Source organism: Noviherbaspirillum sp. L7-7A (assembly GCF_019052805.1).
In the GTDB taxonomy this organism is placed as follows: Bacteria; Pseudomonadota; Gammaproteobacteria; order Burkholderiales; family Burkholderiaceae_D; genus Noviherbaspirillum_A.
Genome location: NZ_JAHQRJ010000001.1, coordinates 2,209,505 through 2,225,960 on the forward strand (window position 1 = coordinate 2,209,505; position 16,456 = coordinate 2,225,960).

At 61.4% G+C, this 16,456-nt stretch carries 17 protein-coding genes; 3 read left to right on the top strand and 14 right to left on the bottom strand.

The genetic code is table 11. The annotated features are described in order from the left end of the window. Positions 1 to 46: 46 nt before the first annotated feature. From KTQ42_RS10090 to KTQ42_RS10115, 6 genes are all read right to left on the bottom strand, one after another. The gene (locus KTQ42_RS10090; RefSeq protein WP_217345380.1) at positions 47 to 1,303 is read right to left on the bottom strand and encodes an RsmB/NOP family class I SAM-dependent RNA methyltransferase; all 1,257 of its coding nucleotides are present in this window, start codon (positions 1,301 to 1,303) and stop codon (positions 47 to 49) included. Further along, positions 1,300 to 1,941: a phosphoribosylglycinamide formyltransferase gene (gene purN / locus KTQ42_RS10095; protein ID WP_217345381.1), complete on the bottom strand. Its 642-nt coding sequence runs from the start codon at positions 1,939 to 1,941 to the stop codon at positions 1,300 to 1,302. The genes KTQ42_RS10090 and purN overlap by 4 nt, the downstream gene beginning before the upstream one ends. A 68-nt stretch (positions 1,942 to 2,009) precedes the next feature. Next, positions 2,010 to 2,468 (bottom strand): barstar family protein, encoded by a 459-nt coding sequence (locus tag KTQ42_RS10100; RefSeq protein WP_349292167.1) that lies wholly within the window; start codon positions 2,466 to 2,468, stop codon positions 2,010 to 2,012. Between the two features lie 9 nt (positions 2,469 to 2,477). After that, positions 2,478 to 2,864, bottom strand: a complete 387-nt coding sequence (locus tag KTQ42_RS10105; protein ID WP_249222709.1) for a ribonuclease — start codon at positions 2,862 to 2,864, stop codon at positions 2,478 to 2,480. Between the two features lie 162 nt (positions 2,865 to 3,026). After that, positions 3,027 to 4,769 carry a gamma-glutamyltransferase gene (gene ggt, locus KTQ42_RS10110; RefSeq protein ID WP_249222906.1) on the bottom strand — a complete coding sequence of 581 codons (1,743 nt, stop codon included), beginning with the start codon at positions 4,767 to 4,769 and terminating at the stop codon, positions 3,027 to 3,029. Positions 4,770 to 4,828: 59 nt separating this feature from the next. Continuing rightward, complete coding sequence (locus KTQ42_RS10115) at positions 4,829 to 5,587, bottom strand: 3-hydroxyacyl-CoA dehydrogenase (RefSeq protein ID WP_217345382.1); 759 nt, start codon at positions 5,585 to 5,587, stop codon at positions 4,829 to 4,831. Between the two features lie 198 nt (positions 5,588 to 5,785). On the opposite strand from KTQ42_RS10115, the gene KTQ42_RS10120 reads away from it, so the two are divergent. Then, positions 5,786 to 6,418, top strand: coding sequence for a trimeric intracellular cation channel family protein (locus KTQ42_RS10120; RefSeq protein WP_194712311.1), 633 nt, complete (start codon positions 5,786 to 5,788; stop codon positions 6,416 to 6,418). Between the two features lie 13 nt (positions 6,419 to 6,431). Here KTQ42_RS10120 and KTQ42_RS10125 read toward each other — a convergent pair whose 3' ends face one another. The 7 genes from KTQ42_RS10125 to KTQ42_RS10155 all read right to left on the bottom strand — a co-directional run bounded on the left by KTQ42_RS10125 (position 6,432) and on the right by KTQ42_RS10155 (position 12,644). Beyond that, positions 6,432 to 8,555 carry a sodium-translocating pyrophosphatase gene (locus KTQ42_RS10125; protein ID WP_217345383.1) on the bottom strand — a complete coding sequence of 708 codons (2,124 nt, stop codon included), beginning with the start codon at positions 8,553 to 8,555 and terminating at the stop codon, positions 6,432 to 6,434. Positions 8,556 to 8,743: 188 nt separating this feature from the next. Beyond that, positions 8,744 to 9,400 carry an adenylate kinase gene (adk, locus tag KTQ42_RS10130; RefSeq protein WP_217345384.1) on the bottom strand — a complete coding sequence of 219 codons (657 nt, stop codon included), beginning with the start codon at positions 9,398 to 9,400 and terminating at the stop codon, positions 8,744 to 8,746. 137 nt (positions 9,401 to 9,537) lie between these two features. After that, on the bottom strand, positions 9,538 to 10,305 hold the full coding sequence (gene kdsB, locus KTQ42_RS10135) for a 3-deoxy-manno-octulosonate cytidylyltransferase (RefSeq protein WP_217346900.1): 768 nt from the start codon (positions 10,303 to 10,305) through the stop codon (positions 9,538 to 9,540). 7 nt (positions 10,306 to 10,312) lie between these two features. Next, positions 10,313 to 10,531, bottom strand: coding sequence for a Trm112 family protein (locus tag KTQ42_RS10140; protein ID WP_217345385.1), 219 nt, complete (start codon positions 10,529 to 10,531; stop codon positions 10,313 to 10,315). Continuing rightward, entirely contained in the window at positions 10,470 to 11,549 is a 1,080-nt protein-coding gene (lpxK, locus tag KTQ42_RS10145; protein ID WP_217345386.1) for a tetraacyldisaccharide 4'-kinase, read from the bottom strand. The genes KTQ42_RS10140 and lpxK overlap by 62 nt, the downstream gene beginning before the upstream one ends. A gap of 29 nt (positions 11,550 to 11,578) precedes the next feature. After that, complete coding sequence (locus KTQ42_RS10150; RefSeq protein ID WP_217345387.1) at positions 11,579 to 12,016, bottom strand: biopolymer transporter ExbD; 438 nt, start codon at positions 12,014 to 12,016, stop codon at positions 11,579 to 11,581. A 22-nt stretch (positions 12,017 to 12,038) separates the two neighbouring features. Beyond that, on the bottom strand, positions 12,039 to 12,644 hold the full coding sequence (locus tag KTQ42_RS10155) for a MotA/TolQ/ExbB proton channel family protein (protein WP_217345388.1): 606 nt from the start codon (positions 12,642 to 12,644) through the stop codon (positions 12,039 to 12,041). Between the two features lie 321 nt (positions 12,645 to 12,965). Here KTQ42_RS10155 and xseA point away from each other — a divergent pair, with 321 nt between their 5' ends. Together xseA and KTQ42_RS10165 are read left to right on the top strand one after the other, a co-directional pair. Further along, complete coding sequence (xseA, locus tag KTQ42_RS10160; protein ID WP_217345389.1) at positions 12,966 to 14,327, top strand: exodeoxyribonuclease VII large subunit; 1,362 nt, start codon at positions 12,966 to 12,968, stop codon at positions 14,325 to 14,327. A gap of 95 nt (positions 14,328 to 14,422) precedes the next feature. Further along, positions 14,423 to 15,001: a Fe-Mn family superoxide dismutase gene (locus KTQ42_RS10165; RefSeq protein WP_217345390.1), complete on the top strand. Its 579-nt coding sequence runs from the start codon at positions 14,423 to 14,425 to the stop codon at positions 14,999 to 15,001. Positions 15,002 to 15,296: 295 nt separating this feature from the next. Here the strand turns inward: KTQ42_RS10165 and KTQ42_RS10170 are convergent, their stop codons facing one another. Continuing rightward, positions 15,297 to 16,448 (bottom strand): BMP family ABC transporter substrate-binding protein, encoded by a 1,152-nt coding sequence (locus tag KTQ42_RS10170; protein WP_217345391.1) that lies wholly within the window; start codon positions 16,446 to 16,448, stop codon positions 15,297 to 15,299. Positions 16,449 to 16,456: the final 8 nt, after the last annotated feature.

Sequence of the window (16,456 nt, forward strand, 5' to 3'; positions counted from 1 at the left end):
GGCAAATTGGAAGGGGTCAACTGAGCGCATTCTTGAAGTAACGAGGCTACTTGTTTCGTTCTAGCACGGCAGCGAAAAAGCCGTCAGTCTGGTGCAGATGGGGAAGCAGTTTCAGGAAATCTCCCATTTCCAATGGGATTTTTTGCTCATCCAACACTTGTTGCATGGGAACAAGTTGGAACGATGTATTCTTTTCCAGGAACTGGCGGACGATGGACTCGTTTTCCTCTTCCATGATGCTGCAAGTTGCATACACAAGGCGGCCGCCGGCTTTCACCAGGCGCGCGGCGCCTTCCAGAATCGAAATTTGCTTGGCATTGAGTTCAGTGATGGATTCGGGTCTCAGGCGCCATTTCACGTCCGGATTGCGGCGCAAGGTGCCCAGCCCGCTACAAGGCGCATCAACGAGTACGCGATCTATCTTCCCTGCGAGACGCTTGACCTTGGCGTCGTTCTCATGCGCGATAACAACCGGGTGCACATTCGAGAGACCGCTGCGCGCCATCCGGGGCTTCAATTTCGCCAGGCGTTTTTCGGAGATATCAAATGCATACAGCCGACCGGTGTTGCGCATGATCGCACCCAGCGCAAGTGTCTTGCCGCCAGCGCCGGCGCAAAAATCCACCACCATTTCACCGCGGCGCGCGCCCAGTATCTGCGCCAGAATCTGGCTGCCTTCGTCCTGCACTTCAATCGCGCCAGTCTTGAACAGGGGCAGATTCTGCAGTGCCGGCTTTTTCCGCACCCGCAATGCGAGCGGCGCGTAAGGCGTCGGCTCGGCCAGAATCGGCGCTTCAGCCAGCTCGGCAATTACCTGCTCCCGGCTGGCCTTGATGCTGTTGACGCGCAGGTCCAGCGGCGCCGGGGTATTCAGGGTCTGCACCAGCTTCTGCGCTTCTTCCTCCCCGAAACGCAGAAGCAAGCGGTCATACAGCCACTGCGGCAAGTTTGCACGCAAGGCAGCCGGCAGCATGTTGCGGTCGATTTGCATCACCCGATCCAGCCAATCGGTTTCCTCTGGAGACAGGCCGCCCAGCGCGTCTGCTCCAGCTGCATCGGCAAGGCCCAGCAAGGCCAGCCGGCGCATGCTCGGACCTTGGCCCGATTCAGCAAAACTGGTGTAGACCAGCTTGTTGCGCAGCAGTCCGTAGACTGCCTCGGCAATCACGCCGCGCTCGCGGCTGCCGAGTCGGGGATGATCCCGAAAATAACGGGATAGGGTGTTGTCGGCCGGTGCAGTAAAACGAAGGATTTCCCGCAGGACTTCCTCGGTATGGCCGATCAGGGCGGGAGGCAGCCTCATGCGGATTCTTTCAAGGTCAAATGGTTTTCGAGTTTGGGGGCAACGCGCACGCAGCCATTGCTGATGGAAAGCCGTCCTTCAACCGCATCCAGCAACGCTGCGGGGTAGAGACGATGCTCCACCTCCAGCACGCGCGCCGCCAGGGTTTCTTCGGTGTCATCAGGAAAAACCGGTACCGCTTCCTGGGCAACAATAGGCCCATGATCAAGCTCGGCAGTCACGAAATGGACGGTAGCGCCATGGAGCTTGACACCTGCTTCCAGCGCCTGTCGGTGGGTATGCAATCCAGGAAAGCTCGGTAGCAGGGACGGATGGATATTGAACATGCGCCCTGCATAATGTGCGACAAATTCGGCAGTCAATATCCGCATGAAACCGGCCAACACCACGAAATCTGGCGAAAAACGGTCAATTTCATGCTTCAGTGCACGATCAAACGAATTTCGGTCAGGATAATTTCTGCTCGGGACAGTTACGGCAGGAATCTGATGTTGCCGGGCATATGCCAGGCCCGGCGCATCAGGCCGGTTGCTGATGATCGCGGCAATACGGACCGGCCAGTTTCCCTTCCGTGCGGCCTGCACGATGGCTTCCATATTGCTGCCGCGTCCGGAAATAAGAATGACGATACTTTTCATGGCGCGCATTGTACATGACGACCTGCGCGCATTTCGCGCTCGGCTCACCGGGCGAAGTCGGGAAAACTTTACTGGAAAGAGTAGAAAACCCGGAAAGGCACTTTCTTTTCAGCCCAGAAATCCGCTGCATCACGAAACACGTCGAGCAGGGTTTCACGCGCCTCGCGGTCAAATTTTTGCGTATTGGGCAGCTGCTCCAAAACAACAAGAAATCCGAATTGGCGACCTGCCTTGTACACAAGACTGGTCAGGCAGTCGGACAAGGCATCGAAATTCTTGCCAAAATGCCGTGGAAAATGGAATGCCTCGGCAATTGTTGTCAGTACTTGCTGCTTCGTTGTTGCATCGCCGCAATAGGCATAGAGAAAATGCTGGCCCAGCCTGGCCGCCTCCGCCTGAAGTTCAGTGACACGGAAAGCACGGATCGACTGCACCACGTTCGGTGGAACGGTCTGGAACAAGCTCGCTTCTGCTGGCGCTTCTGGCATCAACTGCGGACCTTTCTCCGGAACCATAAGGGTATAAATATTCACTTCTCACTCTTGAATGCGTCGGAATGACGCGTAATGGTCTTCTGTGTAATAGAACTCCCGTGGACTATTTAATTCCCCACCAGCAATGATGCGTCTGGCACCACGGTTTCGCGCACCTGGGGTCGTTACGGTAAATTCACGATAATACCCCCGGTTTTGTTTTGGCAAAAGCCTTTCATAATTGCCAAATACCGCTCCATCTTTGTCATGTGGAAATGGCCCACCCTGCCTGATCAGTTGTAGCGTGTGACGTGCTTCGGCAGGCAGTTCGGAAACGAAAACCACATCGCCACCCTGGCTTGTACGTGCTGCAACACCCGATGCGAGCAACATGCCAAAAAGCAGGGTCACTACTTGGCGAATAAAAATTCTCATTGAAAACAAGGGCATGTTAGGTTTTGCGCAGGCGGACAGGTGGGAAGAACCGGCTTCAAGGTTACCCGTACAGTTTGTAGGAAGCAACTGGAGATGGTTCGACCTGAGCGAACTGCGCACATGGATCATCTGAAAACGGCTCTGTCGTGAATTTCAGGCAGGCATCCACATCAGGCTTCAATCGCCGCGCGCCACACCTTCACGACGTGGGTCGGCGCCGCCGAACCAGACTTCCTCGCCATTCCGGGTCACACGCATGATTGCCTGCAGGCCGGAAGTCTGTTCATCGAGCCTGATCTGATGGTCTTTTTGCTTCAGCAAACTGATGAAGTCGCTGGAAAACCGGCCGCGTTCCAGTTCCGTGGGGCCATTCCGGCTGCCAAAGTTCGGGAGACTGATCGCATGCTGGACATCCAGGCGCCAGTCCAGCACGCCGACCAGGGTTTTAGCAACATAATTGATGATATAGCCCCCTCCTGGGGATCCCACCAGCAACAGCAATTTCCCTGATGAGCGATCGAACACCATAGTAGGAGCCATTGAACTACGTGGTCGCTTACCGCCCTGCACCCGGTTGGCAACCGGGCCGGCGTCATCCGCCGATGCGTAGGAAAAATCAGTCAGTTCATTATTGAGCAGGAAGCCATGCACCATCTGGCGCGATCCGAACGCGCTTTCCACTGTCGAGGTCATGGCAACCGCCTGGCCATCCCGGTCAACGATGGAAATATGGGTGGTCGAGGGTAACTCAGGCGAGGCATCATCGCCCCAGGCCACCTGCGTGCCTTCCGGCTTGCCGGGCAGCGCCGTGCCCATGGAGCGCTCGCCGATCAGGGCGGCGCGTTGCGCCAGGTAGCGTTTGGTAAGCAACGACGCAACGCCGCCGGGAATTGGCGTGAAGTCCGGATCGGCCACATAGCGGCTGCGGTCTGCATAGGCAAGCCGGCCCGCTTCGCTGAACAGGTGGACTGCCTGGGCATTCAGGCCAGCGCTGTCGGGCGCGAGGCTGGCAATATTCGTGGTTTCCAGTATGCCCAGTATCTGGGCAACGGCCAGTCCGCCGGAGGACGGCGGCGGCATGCCGCAGACGCGCCAGATGCGATAGCTGGTACAGAGTGGTTCACGCTCCCTGGCCTGGTAGCCTGCAATATCCTCCGCGCTGAGGCTTCCCGGATTGCGCGGATGCAGTCTCACCTTGCTGACCATGTCACGCGCGATGTCGCCCTTGTAAAAGGCATCCGCGCCTTCCGTGGCGACACGCCGCATCACCGCCGCCAACGCGGGATTTCTCAACAGGTGGCCGGCTGGCCACGGTTGGCCATACTGATCATAGAAATACGCTGCCGCAGTCGGATCCTGCCTGAGATAAGGGTCCTCGCGCAGCAGTTTGGCAAGCCTCGGGCTAACCTCGAAGCCCTGCTCCGCCATCCTGATTGCCGGCGCAAACAATGTTTCCCAGGGCAGTTTTCCATGCTGCTGGTGCGCCCGTTCAAGCATGCGCAGCATGCCGGGGACGCCGACCGAGCGCCCGCCGATCAGTCCGTCAAAATAAGGCACAGGCTTGCCGCCGGCATCCTGGAATAATCTTTCGTCGGCGGCGGCCGGGGCGGTTTCACGGCCATCGAGCGCGCGCAGCTGCCTGCCGTCGAAATGCAGCATCAGGCTGCCGCCGCCCAGGCCGGATGACTGCGGCTCGACCAGGCCGAGCACCATCTGCACCGCAATGGCGGCATCCACCGCCGAGCCGCCCTGCCTGAGGATCTCGTAGCCGGCATCGACCGCCAACGGATTGGCGGCCGACACCATGAAGCTGCGCGCATACCATCCCGGCTTGTCGACATAGCCCGACGCAGCTTCCGGCGCCATCAGACTGGCGTCGCGGCCAGGCCAGCCGTCGGGCGAGGCGCAGCTGCCCAGCAGCGCGGCCAGCAGCAGCGCCCTGACAGGACGGGACGACGTTGCCAGACAGCTAAGCAGGATCACTTGGGCTGCATGCGGATAGCGCCATCCAGCCTTATCGTCTCGCCGTTGAGCATCGTGTTTTCGATGATGGTCCTGGCGAGGTGCGCATATTCATGCGGGCGGCCCAGGCGCGGCGGGAATGGCACCATGCGGCCCAGCGCGTCCTGCACTTCCTGCGGCATGCCCAGGAGCATCGGCGTTTCGAAGATGCCTGGCGCGATGGTCATCACCCGGATGCCATTGCGGGACAGGTCGCGCGCCATGGGCAGGGTCAGGCCAGCGACTGCGGCCTTGGACGATGCATAGGCCGCCTGGCCGATCTGGCCATCGTAGGCAGCCACCGAAGCGGTATTGATGATCACGCCGCGCTCACCCTCGGCACTGGCTTCCTGTTTGGCCATCGCATCCGCGGCAAGGCGCGACATATTGAAGGTGCCAACCAGATTGATATTCACCGTGCGTTGAAAGACTTCCAGCGGGTGCGGGCCATCCTTGCCCACCGTCTTGACGGCCGGGGCCACGCCAGCGCAGTTAACCAGGCCACACAGCCTGCCCATTGCCAGCGCCGCTTCCACCACGGCCTTGCCGTCGGCTTCCGAAGTGACGTCGCAACGCACGAATTTGCCATTCAGCTCAGCCGCCAGTTTTTCACCGGCTTCCACCTGCACGTCGGCCAGGACAACCTTGCCGCCATTTTCCACAATCATCCGCGCGGTGGCGGCGCCCAGCCCTGAAGCGCCGCCGGTGATGATGAATACGTTCTCCTGAATCTGCATCTTGTCCTCTCTGGGGATGGAACAGGTTGGATTACCTGCACGATTGACGTTAACGTCAACCAGCGGATTGTAGCGATTTTTATTTGAATAACAAAAAATGCAACGGAGAAATGAAACGATGCGGAAATTAGCCACCAAGATCATAGGTAACGACTTTTATAATGCACGCCATCGCAACCCTGGCATTCCGGAAACAGCATGGCACTCACCATTCAGGTCAATCTCAGCACCCTGCTTCAGGCAATCGAGGTCTTGGGCATCGTCGCCTTTGCCATGTCGGGTTTCATCGAAGCCCGGCGCCGTGAAATGGACATGGTGGGCATTTTTACCGTCGGTTTCATCACTGCCTTCGGCGGTGGCACGCTGCGCGACCTCTTGCTGGACCAGCGCCCGCTGTTCTGGGTGGAACGCCAGGAATATGTGCTGTTGATCTTTGCGCTGGCGCTGGTGATCACGCCATTCACTCGTCACCTGAGTTCGGGCCGCGCGGAAAAATTCATACTGGTGGCGGATGCGCTCGGCCTGGGCCTGTTCAGCGTGCTCGGCACGTCCATTGCCGAAGATGCCGGCATGCCCCTGTTCGTCTGCGTGATGATGGGCGTGATCACCGGCATTTTCGGCGGCGTGCTGCGGGATGTGCTGTGCAATGAAATTCCGCTGGTGCTGCGGCGTGGCCAGCTGTATGCAACCTGTGCGTTCTTTGGCTGCTGGGTGGCGCTGCTGCTGGACAAGATCAATGCGCCGGAAAGCCTCACCGTCAGCGCCGGCATCGCGGTGACCTGCGTGATGCGGCTGCTGGCGGTGCGCTTCGATTTAAGGCTGCCGGCTTAAGGCAGCATTACCGTCAACGCGGCAAGCCCGGCTGGGCAGTTACTGCAAGAGCATGTGGCGCGGCCACCGGCCTTGCGGCGCTGGTTTCCACTACCGTCACCGGCAGCAGCGGCACGATCAGCAGTGCCACGATGTTGATGATCTTGATCAGCGGATTGATTGCCGGGCCGGCGGTGTCCTTGTAGGGATCGCCCACGGTATCGCCGGTGACGGCAGCCTTGTGCGCCTCCGAACCCTTGCCGCCATGATTGCCTTCCTCGATGTACTTCTTGGCATTGTCCCAGGCGCCGCCGCCAGTGGTCATGGAGATCGCGACAAAGATGCCGGTGACGATTGCGCCCATCAGCACACCGCCCAGCGCCGCCGGTCCCAGCAGCATGCCAACCAGGATGGGCACGATCACCGGCAAGAGCGAGGGCAGCACCATTTCCTTGATCGCGGCCGATGTGAGCATGTCCACCGCCTTGTCGTATTCCGGCCGGCCGGAGCCGTCCATGATGCCGGGGATGTCGCGGAACTGGCGCCGCACCTCGACCACCACCGCGCCGGCCGCCCTGCCGACCGCCTCCATCGCCATCGCTCCGAACAGGTAGGGCACCAGGCCGCCGATGAACAGGCCGACGATGACAGCCGGGTCGGACAGGTCGAAGGCGACCGAAATGCCGGCGCTGTCGAGCGCATGGGTGTAGTCGGCAAACAGCACCAGCGCGGCCAGGCCGGCCGAGCCGATCGCATAGCCCTTGGTGACGGCCTTGGTGGTGTTGCCCACCGCATCCAGCGGATCGGTGACGGCCCGCACTTCCTCCGGCATGCCGGACATCTCTGCAATGCCGCCGGCATTGTCGGTGATCGGCCCATAGGCATCGAGCGCGACGATGATGCCGGCCATCGACAGCATGGAGGTTGCCGCGATGGCAATGCCGTACAGGCCGCCCAGGGTGTACGAGACCACGATGGCGGCACAGACCGCCAGCACCGGATAGGCGGTGGACTTCATCGACACGCCCAGTCCGGCGATGATGTTGGTGCCGTGCCCGGTCGTGGAAGCGGCGGCGATATGCTTGACCGGCTTGTACTCGGTGCCGGTGTAGTACTCGGTGATGTAGACCATCAGCCCGGTCAGCACGATGCCCACCACGGCGGATCCCATCATTGGCACCCGCAGTTCCGGCGGCATGACCAGCCAGGTGACGATACCGAAGCCGATCAGCGACAGCACGGCTGAAATCCACAGGCCGACATAGAGCGCCGACATGATTTTCTTGCCTGGCAGATATTTCACCCGCGAGCAGCCGACAATGGAAGCCAGGATGGACACCGCGCCCAGCAGGAGCGGATAGAGCGCCGCCTGCGTCTCCAGGCCATTGAGCATCAAGGTGCCGAGCAGCATGGTGGCGATCAGCGTGACGACATAGGTTTCGAACAGGTCGGCCGCCATGCCGGCGCAGTCGCCGACGTTGTCGCCGACATTATCGGCAATCACGGCCGGGTTGCGCGGATCGTCCTCAGGAATGCCGGCTTCGACCTTGCCCACGAGGTCGGCGCCGACGTCGGCGCCCTTGGTAAAGATGCCGCCGCCCAGGCGGGCAAAGATGGAGATCAGCGAAGCGCCAAAAGCCAGGCCGATCAGCGGTTTGATGATGTCATGCTGCGACACCGTGAAACCAGCGCCGTGCGGCGCGCTGGCGATCAGCACCCAGTAGAAGAGCGTCACGCCCAGCAGGCCGAGGCCGACTACCAGCATGCCGGTGATCGCACCGCCCTTGAAAGCCACATTCAGCGCCTCGTGGATGCCGACGCTGGCAGCCTGGGCGGTGCGTACATTGGCCCGCACCGACACATTCATGCCGATGAAGCCGCAGGCGCCCGACAGCAGCGCGCCGATCAGGAAGCCCACGGCGGTGATCAGGCCGAGGCCGGGAATGAAGGCAATCAGCAGAAACAGGATCACGCCGACAATGCCGATCGTGCGATATTGCCGCGCCAGGTAGGCGGCGGCGCCCTGCTGGATTGCCGCCGATATATCCTGCATGCGGGCATTGCCCGCGTCCTGCCGCAAGATCCATGCACGCGACATCAAGCCGTAAATCACCGCGATCAGGCCGCACAAGACGGCGAATCCCAAAGCTGCTGCCATGTTGACTCCTCCATTGTTATTTCACGACAAAGTTGCAAGGACCGTGACGCCGCTATGAGTGGACGCCTGCTACCGAAACTTATGCGCTGCCCTGTTCTTGTGGAGTGCCTGGGCTGGCCGAGTCTGTGCTGCATGCGGTGGCAAAGCCGCAAAAAACAAGGCGGACACCTGGTCCGCCTTGCTGATATTTAATTCGCCAGTGCAGCGAAGGCCCGGTCCCGGATTTCCTCGACCGGTCCGACGCCTTCTATCCTGCGATATTTGGGCGCGCCCGGCTGGCCGGACTCTGCCCATTTGTTGTAGTAGCCAACCAGCACTTCGGTTTGCTCGTGGTAGACCGCCAGGCGCTTTTTGACGGTGTCCTCGTGGTCGTCATCGCGCTGTATCAGTTCTTCGCCAGTAACGTCGTCCCGGCCTTCGGCCTTGGGCGGGTTGAACTTGACGTGATAGGTGCGGCCGGATGCCGGATGCACGCGGCGGCCGCTCATGCGTTCGATGATGGCGCTGTCGGGCACATCGATTTCCAGCACGTAGTCGATCGCCACGCCTGCTTCCTTCATTGCATCGGCCTGTGGAATGGTGCGTGGAAAGCCGTCGAACAGGTAGCCATTCCGGCAGTCCGCCTCCTTCAGCCTGTCCTTGACCAGACCGATGATGATGTCGTCCGACACCAGACCACCCGCGTCCATTACTTTCTTGGCAGCCAATCCCATTGGCGTGCCTGCCTTGACCGCTGCGCGGAGCATGTCGCCGGTGGAAATCTGGGGGATGTTGAACTTCTCTTTGATAAAGGTCGCCTGCGTGCCCTTACCGGCACCAGGCGCTCCCAGGAGGATGAGGCGCATGAATCTTTCCTAACGAGTTTTGAAATCTGTTGCGGCGGCCGGCCTGCGACGCCGTGGTAGTCTCTTTTACCATATTAACTTTGCACGAAACTTACCACAGAACCTTGCAACTACGGCAGCATTTGCATCGTTTTCCGCTATGACGCAGCGCAGTTGTCGTCATAGTGGCGACGCACCCGGGCCAGGTCTTCAGGCGTGTCGACTCCGGCGGCGGGCGCATGATCGGTCAAATGGACGGCGATCGGGTAGCCATGCCACAACACGCGCAGCTGCTCCAGCGCTTCGATCTGTTCCAGCGGCGACAGGGCCAGGCCGGGATAAGCCTGCAGGAAAGCCTGGGAATAAGCATACAGGCCGATATGCCGCAGTGGCCGATAGCCGGCAGGCAGTGTTGTCGTCGATTGAGCAAAGCCGTCACGGTGCCAGGGAATGGCGGCACGCGAGAAATACAGCGCGCGCTGGTTCCGGTCGAGCGCGACTTTCACCACGTTGGGATTGAACACGTCTTCCATCGCTGAAATCGGATGGGCGGCAGTGGCCATGGGCACGGCGGCGCTGATCAGGCCGGCGGTTGCGGCAACCAGTTGCGGGTCGATCAGCGGCTCGTCGCCCTGGACATTTACCACCACGGCATCGGCTGGCAGGCCGATGGCGGCGGCCACTTCAGCGATTCGGTCGGTGCCGGAAGGATGATCGGAACGCGTCAGGTGGGCGGACACGCCATGCTCGCGGCAGGCGGCCAGGATGTCGGCATGGTCGGTCGCGACGATCACCCGGGCGGCGCCGGACAGCGCGGCACGCTCGGCCACGCGCACCACCATGGGCTTGCCGCCGAGGTCGGCCAACGGCTTGTTGGGCAGGCGGGTCGAGGCGAGGCGGGCCGGGATAATGACGGTAAAAGCCATGCCCTGCCTAGTCGGCATGGTTGGAAGCCTGCTGACCCGGCCCGGACGGCACCAGGGTTGCCGCCTGCAGGTCGCGCGCCTCGTCCGGCCACATGATGGGAATGCCGTCCCGTATCGGATACGCCAGCTTGTCGGGCCGGCAGATCAGCTCCTGCGCCTTCTTGTCATAATCCAGCGGGCGTTTGCAGATGGGGCAAACCAGGATGTCTATCAGTCGGGAATCCACGTAATTTCTCCACAATAGTGTCGGCCAGCGCGACATCGATGACGGCCTCGACCGGCACGAACCATAGCCGTGGGTCGTTCCTGAGGGGCTCAGAGTGGCGACATTTTACTGCATCCTTCTCTGTGATCAGGATGACATCGGCATTCAGTCCGGCAAAGGGATTGTCATGGAATTCATAGTGGTCGGGCAGCGGCAGGCGAGAAAAGCGCAGGCCGGCTGCTTCCAGCATGCCGAAATAGCGCTCCGGGTTGCCGATGCCGGCGGCGGCGGCGATGCGCGGGGCCGGGCGCTGTCCGGCCAGTTCCGCCAGCGAAATCCGCCTTGCGGGTTGGGCGAGCTGCACCGCCGTGTCGCCCCTGAGACTCATGCGGAATGCATCCGGCGCAACGCCGGGCGCGCTGCCGGCGCCGTTGATGACGGTCACGTCACGACGACGGGACAGCGGCTCGCGCAATGGTCCGGCCGGCAGCATCCAGCCATTGCCGGCGCCGCGGCCGTCGAACAGCATGATTTCCACGTCGCGCGCAAGCGCATAGTGCTGCAGGCCGTCGTCCAGCAGCAGCAGGTCGACTTCGGGATGCGCCTGCAGCAGCATGGCGCCGGCGGCGGCGCGGTTGCGCCCGACCGCCATCGGACAGCCTGCATGGCTGGCGATGAGCAGCGGCTCGTCGCCTACCTCTTCCGGCAGCGAGCCGGCAGTGACCAGGCGCGGCACGTCTACATTGGCGCCGTAGCCACGCGATAACACCCCTGGCCGATAACCGGCATTGCGCAACTGCTGCGCCAGCCAGATCGTCAGCGGCGTCTTGCCGGTGCCGCCGACAAAGATATTCCCGACCACCAGCACCGGCACCGGCAGCCGGGCGGCTTTCAGCCAGCCGATCCGGTAAAGCCAGCGGCGCAGGCTCGCCAGCAGGCCAAACAGCAGGGCAAGCGGCAACAGCAGCCAGGCTGCCGGACCGCGGCCCTGCCAGATGCGTTGCAGAACCGGCGCCAGGCCGGCAGGCTGGGTGGACACGCGGTGCTCGGCCTGGCCGGACGGCCGCCCTATTTCGTGCCGCCCGACTGGGCGGCGAAGGTCAGCTGCGGCAGGCCGGCGATGCGGGCCGCTTCCATGATGTTGATCACGGTCTGATGCGTGGCCAGCGCGTCGGCGTTGATGATCAGCACCGGGTCCGGCTTGCCCGGACCGGACGCAGACGAGGCGGCGCGGCGCAGGTCTTCGGCCAGGCCGGCCACGTCGCGATAGGCGATCTGCACATTGTTGATCGCATAGCGCCCCTGGGCATCGACCACCACGTGAATTTCGGGCGGCCGCTGCTGGGCTTTTTCAGCCTCTGCCGTGGGCAGCGTCACCTGCAGCGCGGTGAAGCGGCTGTAGGTGGTGGTGACCATCAGGAAGATCAGGATGACCAGCAGGACGTCGATGAAAGGAATCAGGTTGATTTCGGGCTCGTCGCGAGCCTTGCCTCGGCGGAAATTCATGGTCGGCTCCTAATGCGGCTGCTTACTTGCGGGCATCGTGCACGATATCGACGAACTTCACCGCCTGCTGTTCCATATCGACGATAAAGCTGTCGACCAGCGCACGGAAGTGCCGATAAAAGACGACGGCAGGCATCGCGATGGCAAGACCGAAACCGGTGTTGTAGAGCGCCACCGAAATGCCATGCGCCAGTTGGGCCGGATTGCTGCCGGCGGCATCCTGCGCGCCAAAGATCTCGATCATGCCGACAATGGTGCCGAACAGGCCCATCAAAGGCGCCAGGCTGGCGATAGTGCCCAGCGTGGTCAGGAAACGCTCCAGTTCATGCGCGGCGCCGCGGCCGGCTTCCTCGATCGATTCCTTCATCACCTCACGCGGCGCATTCACATTGCGCAGGCCGGCGGCCAGCACGCGGCCAAGGGGTGAATTCTGGGACAGGTTGTCGACGACTTCCCTGTTGATCTTTCCGGACTGGTACACCCGTATCACTTCCTGCAACAGCGTTGGCGGCAGTATTCTGTTGCGCCGCAAGTACAATGTTCTTTCTACGATCAGCGTGAGCGCCACCAGGGAAGCGATAAGCAAAAACCAGATCGGCCAACCGGCGGCTTGAATAATGGCGAACAAAAAAAACTCCTCAGTTTTGGGGGGCAAATTGCTGGATGCAGGAATGTAACGTGTTGTCCCTGCGTGGGCAAGTTTCCGCAGACATTGTTGTCAGGAAAATAATAAGCCCGAAAGTTTTGCACAGGCGCTGTGGATAACATTGTGAACAAGCGTGGGATGCGCTGGCAAAGTGCTTGATTTCAAAGGCATTTTTTTGTGTGCTCAGGAAACATGCACAGCCATATAACCAATAAAATCAAATACTTACATAAAGTTCTGGAGTTTTTGGATGATTTGTGACAGGCAGATGTCTCAGGCTTTTTTCTGTGGAAAGGTAAGGGCATGAGCGAACTGCAATCCGCGCAGCCGATGTCGGCATCGCCTCCCGTGCTGACCGTTTCGGCGCTGAACCAGGCAGTGGGCCGCATGCTGGAGCGCAACTTTCCGCTCAGCTGGATTTCCGGCGAAATCTCCAATTTCACCCGCGCCGCCTCCGGCCACTGGTACTTCACGCTCAAGGACAGCGCGGCCCAGGTGCGGGCGGTGATGTTCCGCGGCCGGGCCCAGTATGCGGATTTCATGCCGCGCGAGGGCGACCGGGTCGAGGTGCGGGCGCTGGTAACGCTGTACGCGCCAAGAGGCGACTATCAGCTCAACGTGGAAGCGATACGCCGCGCCGGCATTGGCAATCTCTATGAAGCCTTCCTGCAGCTGAAAGCCAGGCTGACCGAGGAAGGCCTGTTCGATCCGGCACGCAAGCGCTCGATACCGCTGTTTGCGCGCACGGTCGGCATCGTCACCAGCCTGCAGGCGGCGGCCCTGCGCGACGTGCTGACCACGCTGCGGCGGCGTGCGCCGCATGTAGCCGTGGTGCTGTATCCGGCGCCGGTGCAGGGCGAAGGCTCGGCCCAGAAGATCGCCCAGGCGATCGCCACGGCGTCCCTGCGCGCCGAATGCGATGTGCTGCTCGTCTGCCGTGGCGGCGGCAGCATGGAAGACCTGTGGTCGTTCAACCACGAGGTGGTAGCGAGGGCGATTGCCGGTTGCACGATGCCGGTCATTTCCGGCGTCGGCCATGAAACCGATTTCACGATCGCCGATTTCGCAGCCGACCTGCGGGCGCCGACGCCTACCGCAGCGGCCGAGATGGCGGCCGCGCCCCGGGCGGACTGGCTGGCGTCGCTGGAAGGCACGGCGCAGGAAATGCGGCGTGTAATGCGGCGCCGGTTGTCAGACGCTTCCCAGAGCCTGGACTGGCTATCGCACCGGCTGGTCAGTCCGGCAACCTATGCCGCACATCAGCGCCTGAAGCTCAATGCCATGCAGTTGCGGCTGGCCCATGCGACCCGCACGCCGCTGAACATGGCGCGCTTCGCGGTGCGGCAGCTTGAAACCCGGCTCCAGGGGCAGTTGCCCGACCTGGCCGCCGCGCGGCGCCGGATGCAGGATCAGGGCCGCAGGCTGCATGCCCGCGTCAGTGTCGAGCAGCGCCAGCGGCGGCAGGCCCTGCAGGCGCTGGCATCGCAGCTGGAATTGCTGAATCCGCAGCGCACGCTGGAACGTGGCTATGCCATCGTGACCGATGGCGGTGGCGCGGTGATCCGGTCGCCGGCCGGGCTGAATCCGCATGAAAGGCTGACGATGACGCTGGCCGAGGGTAGCGCCGACGTGACGCTGTCGAGCGTGCAGCCGTCGCTCGAATGAGTTGCATTTCCACAGGCAGTGCGGCCAACGGCCATCCGCCTTACAATGCTGTTTTGGCAAATTTACGTTCAACCCAAAAACCATAAGGACATACCATGGAACACACTCTGCCACCCCTGCCCTACCCGATGGACGCCCTGCAGCCGCACATGTCCAAGGAAACCCTGGAATACCACTATGGCAAGCACCACCAGGCCTACGTGACCAACCTGAACAACCTGATCAAGGGCACCGAGTACGAAAACATGCAGCTGGAAGACATCATCCGCAAGTCCTCGGGCGGCGTCTTCAACAATTCCGCGCAGGTCTGGAACCACACCTTCTTCTGGAACTGCCTGTCGCCACAGGGCGGCAACGCACCGACCGGCAAGGTCGCCGATGCGATCAACGCCAAGTGGGGCTCGTTCGACAAGTTCAAGGAAGAGTTCACCAAGTCGGCCGTCGGCAACTTCGGTTCCGGCTGGACCTGGCTGGTGGCCAAGGCTGACGGCTCGGTCGATATCGCCAACACCTCCAATGCCGGCACGCCGCTGACCACCGGCGACAAGCCGGTGCTGACCTGCGACGTCTGGGAGCATGCCTACTACATCGACTACCGCAATGCCCGTCCCAAGTTCCTGGAAAACTTCTGGAACCTGGTGAACTGGGAATTCGCGAACAAGAATCTGGCGTAAGCCGCGGATTACTGTTCGTCAGCGCGGCTTCCAGCCGCGCGAATGCGAAAAGCCCTTGCTGATCCAGCGGGGCTTTTTGTTTGGCTGTCCGCTTTTCGTAGGGTGTGATGCCCGAAGGGCATCACACGTGGTCGCTAATGCCGGCAGGAATATCGGACATTGCCCTTGAGCGACGGTTTCGTGGAATGCCCCTTCGGGGTATTCCACCCTACGACGTGTAACCCGGCTTCGGCTCCTCCATAAAAAATGCCGTCCAGCTTGCACTGGACGGCACGGACAAGGAGCGCAGCTTTCCTTACTTCGGAATCGATCCTTCCACGCCCTTGACGTAGAAATTCATGCCCTTGAGCATGCCGACGTCGGCTTCCTTGCCGGCCGGGACCATTTCCTTGCCGGACTGGTCGACCAGCGGGCCAGCGAAGACAATAGCCTTGCCTTCAGCCAGTTGCGCCTTCTTGGCTTCCATCGCGGCCTTGGCTTCTTCCGATACCGACGAATTCACATTCACCAGGTTGATCGACTTTTCCTTCACGCCCCACCAGGTTTCGCCATTCTTCCAGTTGCCGTCCAGCGCGGACTGGACCGCCTGCTTGTAGTAGGGCGCCCAGTCGATGATGGCCGAGCCCAGGTGGGCTTTCGGGCCGTAGGAAGACATGTCCGAATCCCAGCCGAAGGCGTTGACGCCCTTCTCTTCGGCAGCCTGCAGGGTTGCCGGCGAGTCAGTGTTCTGGATCAGCACGTCGACGCCCTGGCCGATCATGGTCATGGCGGCGTCGCGCTCCTTGGCAGGGTCGAACCAGGAGGAAATCCAGACCGCGCGGGTGGTGACGTTCGGATTGACCGACTGCGCGCCCAGGGTGAAGGCATTGATGTTGCGGATGACTTCCGGAATCGGGAAGGAAGCCACCACGCCCAGCTTGTTGGACTTGGTGGTCTTGCCGGCGATGACGCCCGCCAGGTAGGCGCCTTCATAGGTCTTGGTTTCATAGACGGCCATGTTGGGCGCGGTCTTGTAGCCGGTGGCGTGCTCGAACTTCACATCCGGGAAATCCTTGGCCACTTTCAGCATCGGCTCCATGTAGCCGAAGGTGGTGCCGAAGATCAGCTTGTTGCCCTGGCTGGCCAGGTCACGGAAGACGCGCTCGGCGTCCGAGCTTTCCGGCACTTTCTCGACGAAGGTGGTCTGGATCTTGTCGCCAAACGCAGCCTCGACCGCCTTGCGGCCCTGGTCATGGGCGAAGGTCCAGCCGCCGTCGCCCACCGGGCCGACGTACACGAAAGCCACTTTCAGCGGACCGCTGGCAGGCGCAGCGGCCGGCGCAGGCGCGGCGGCGGGCGCGGCCGCCGTCTTGGTTTCGGTCTTTTCGCCGCAGGCGGCCAGCATCATCGACGATGCAACCACCAGCAGGCCGGCTTTGAGCGTGCTGCGTTTTTTCAGGTCAAACATAAAAAATT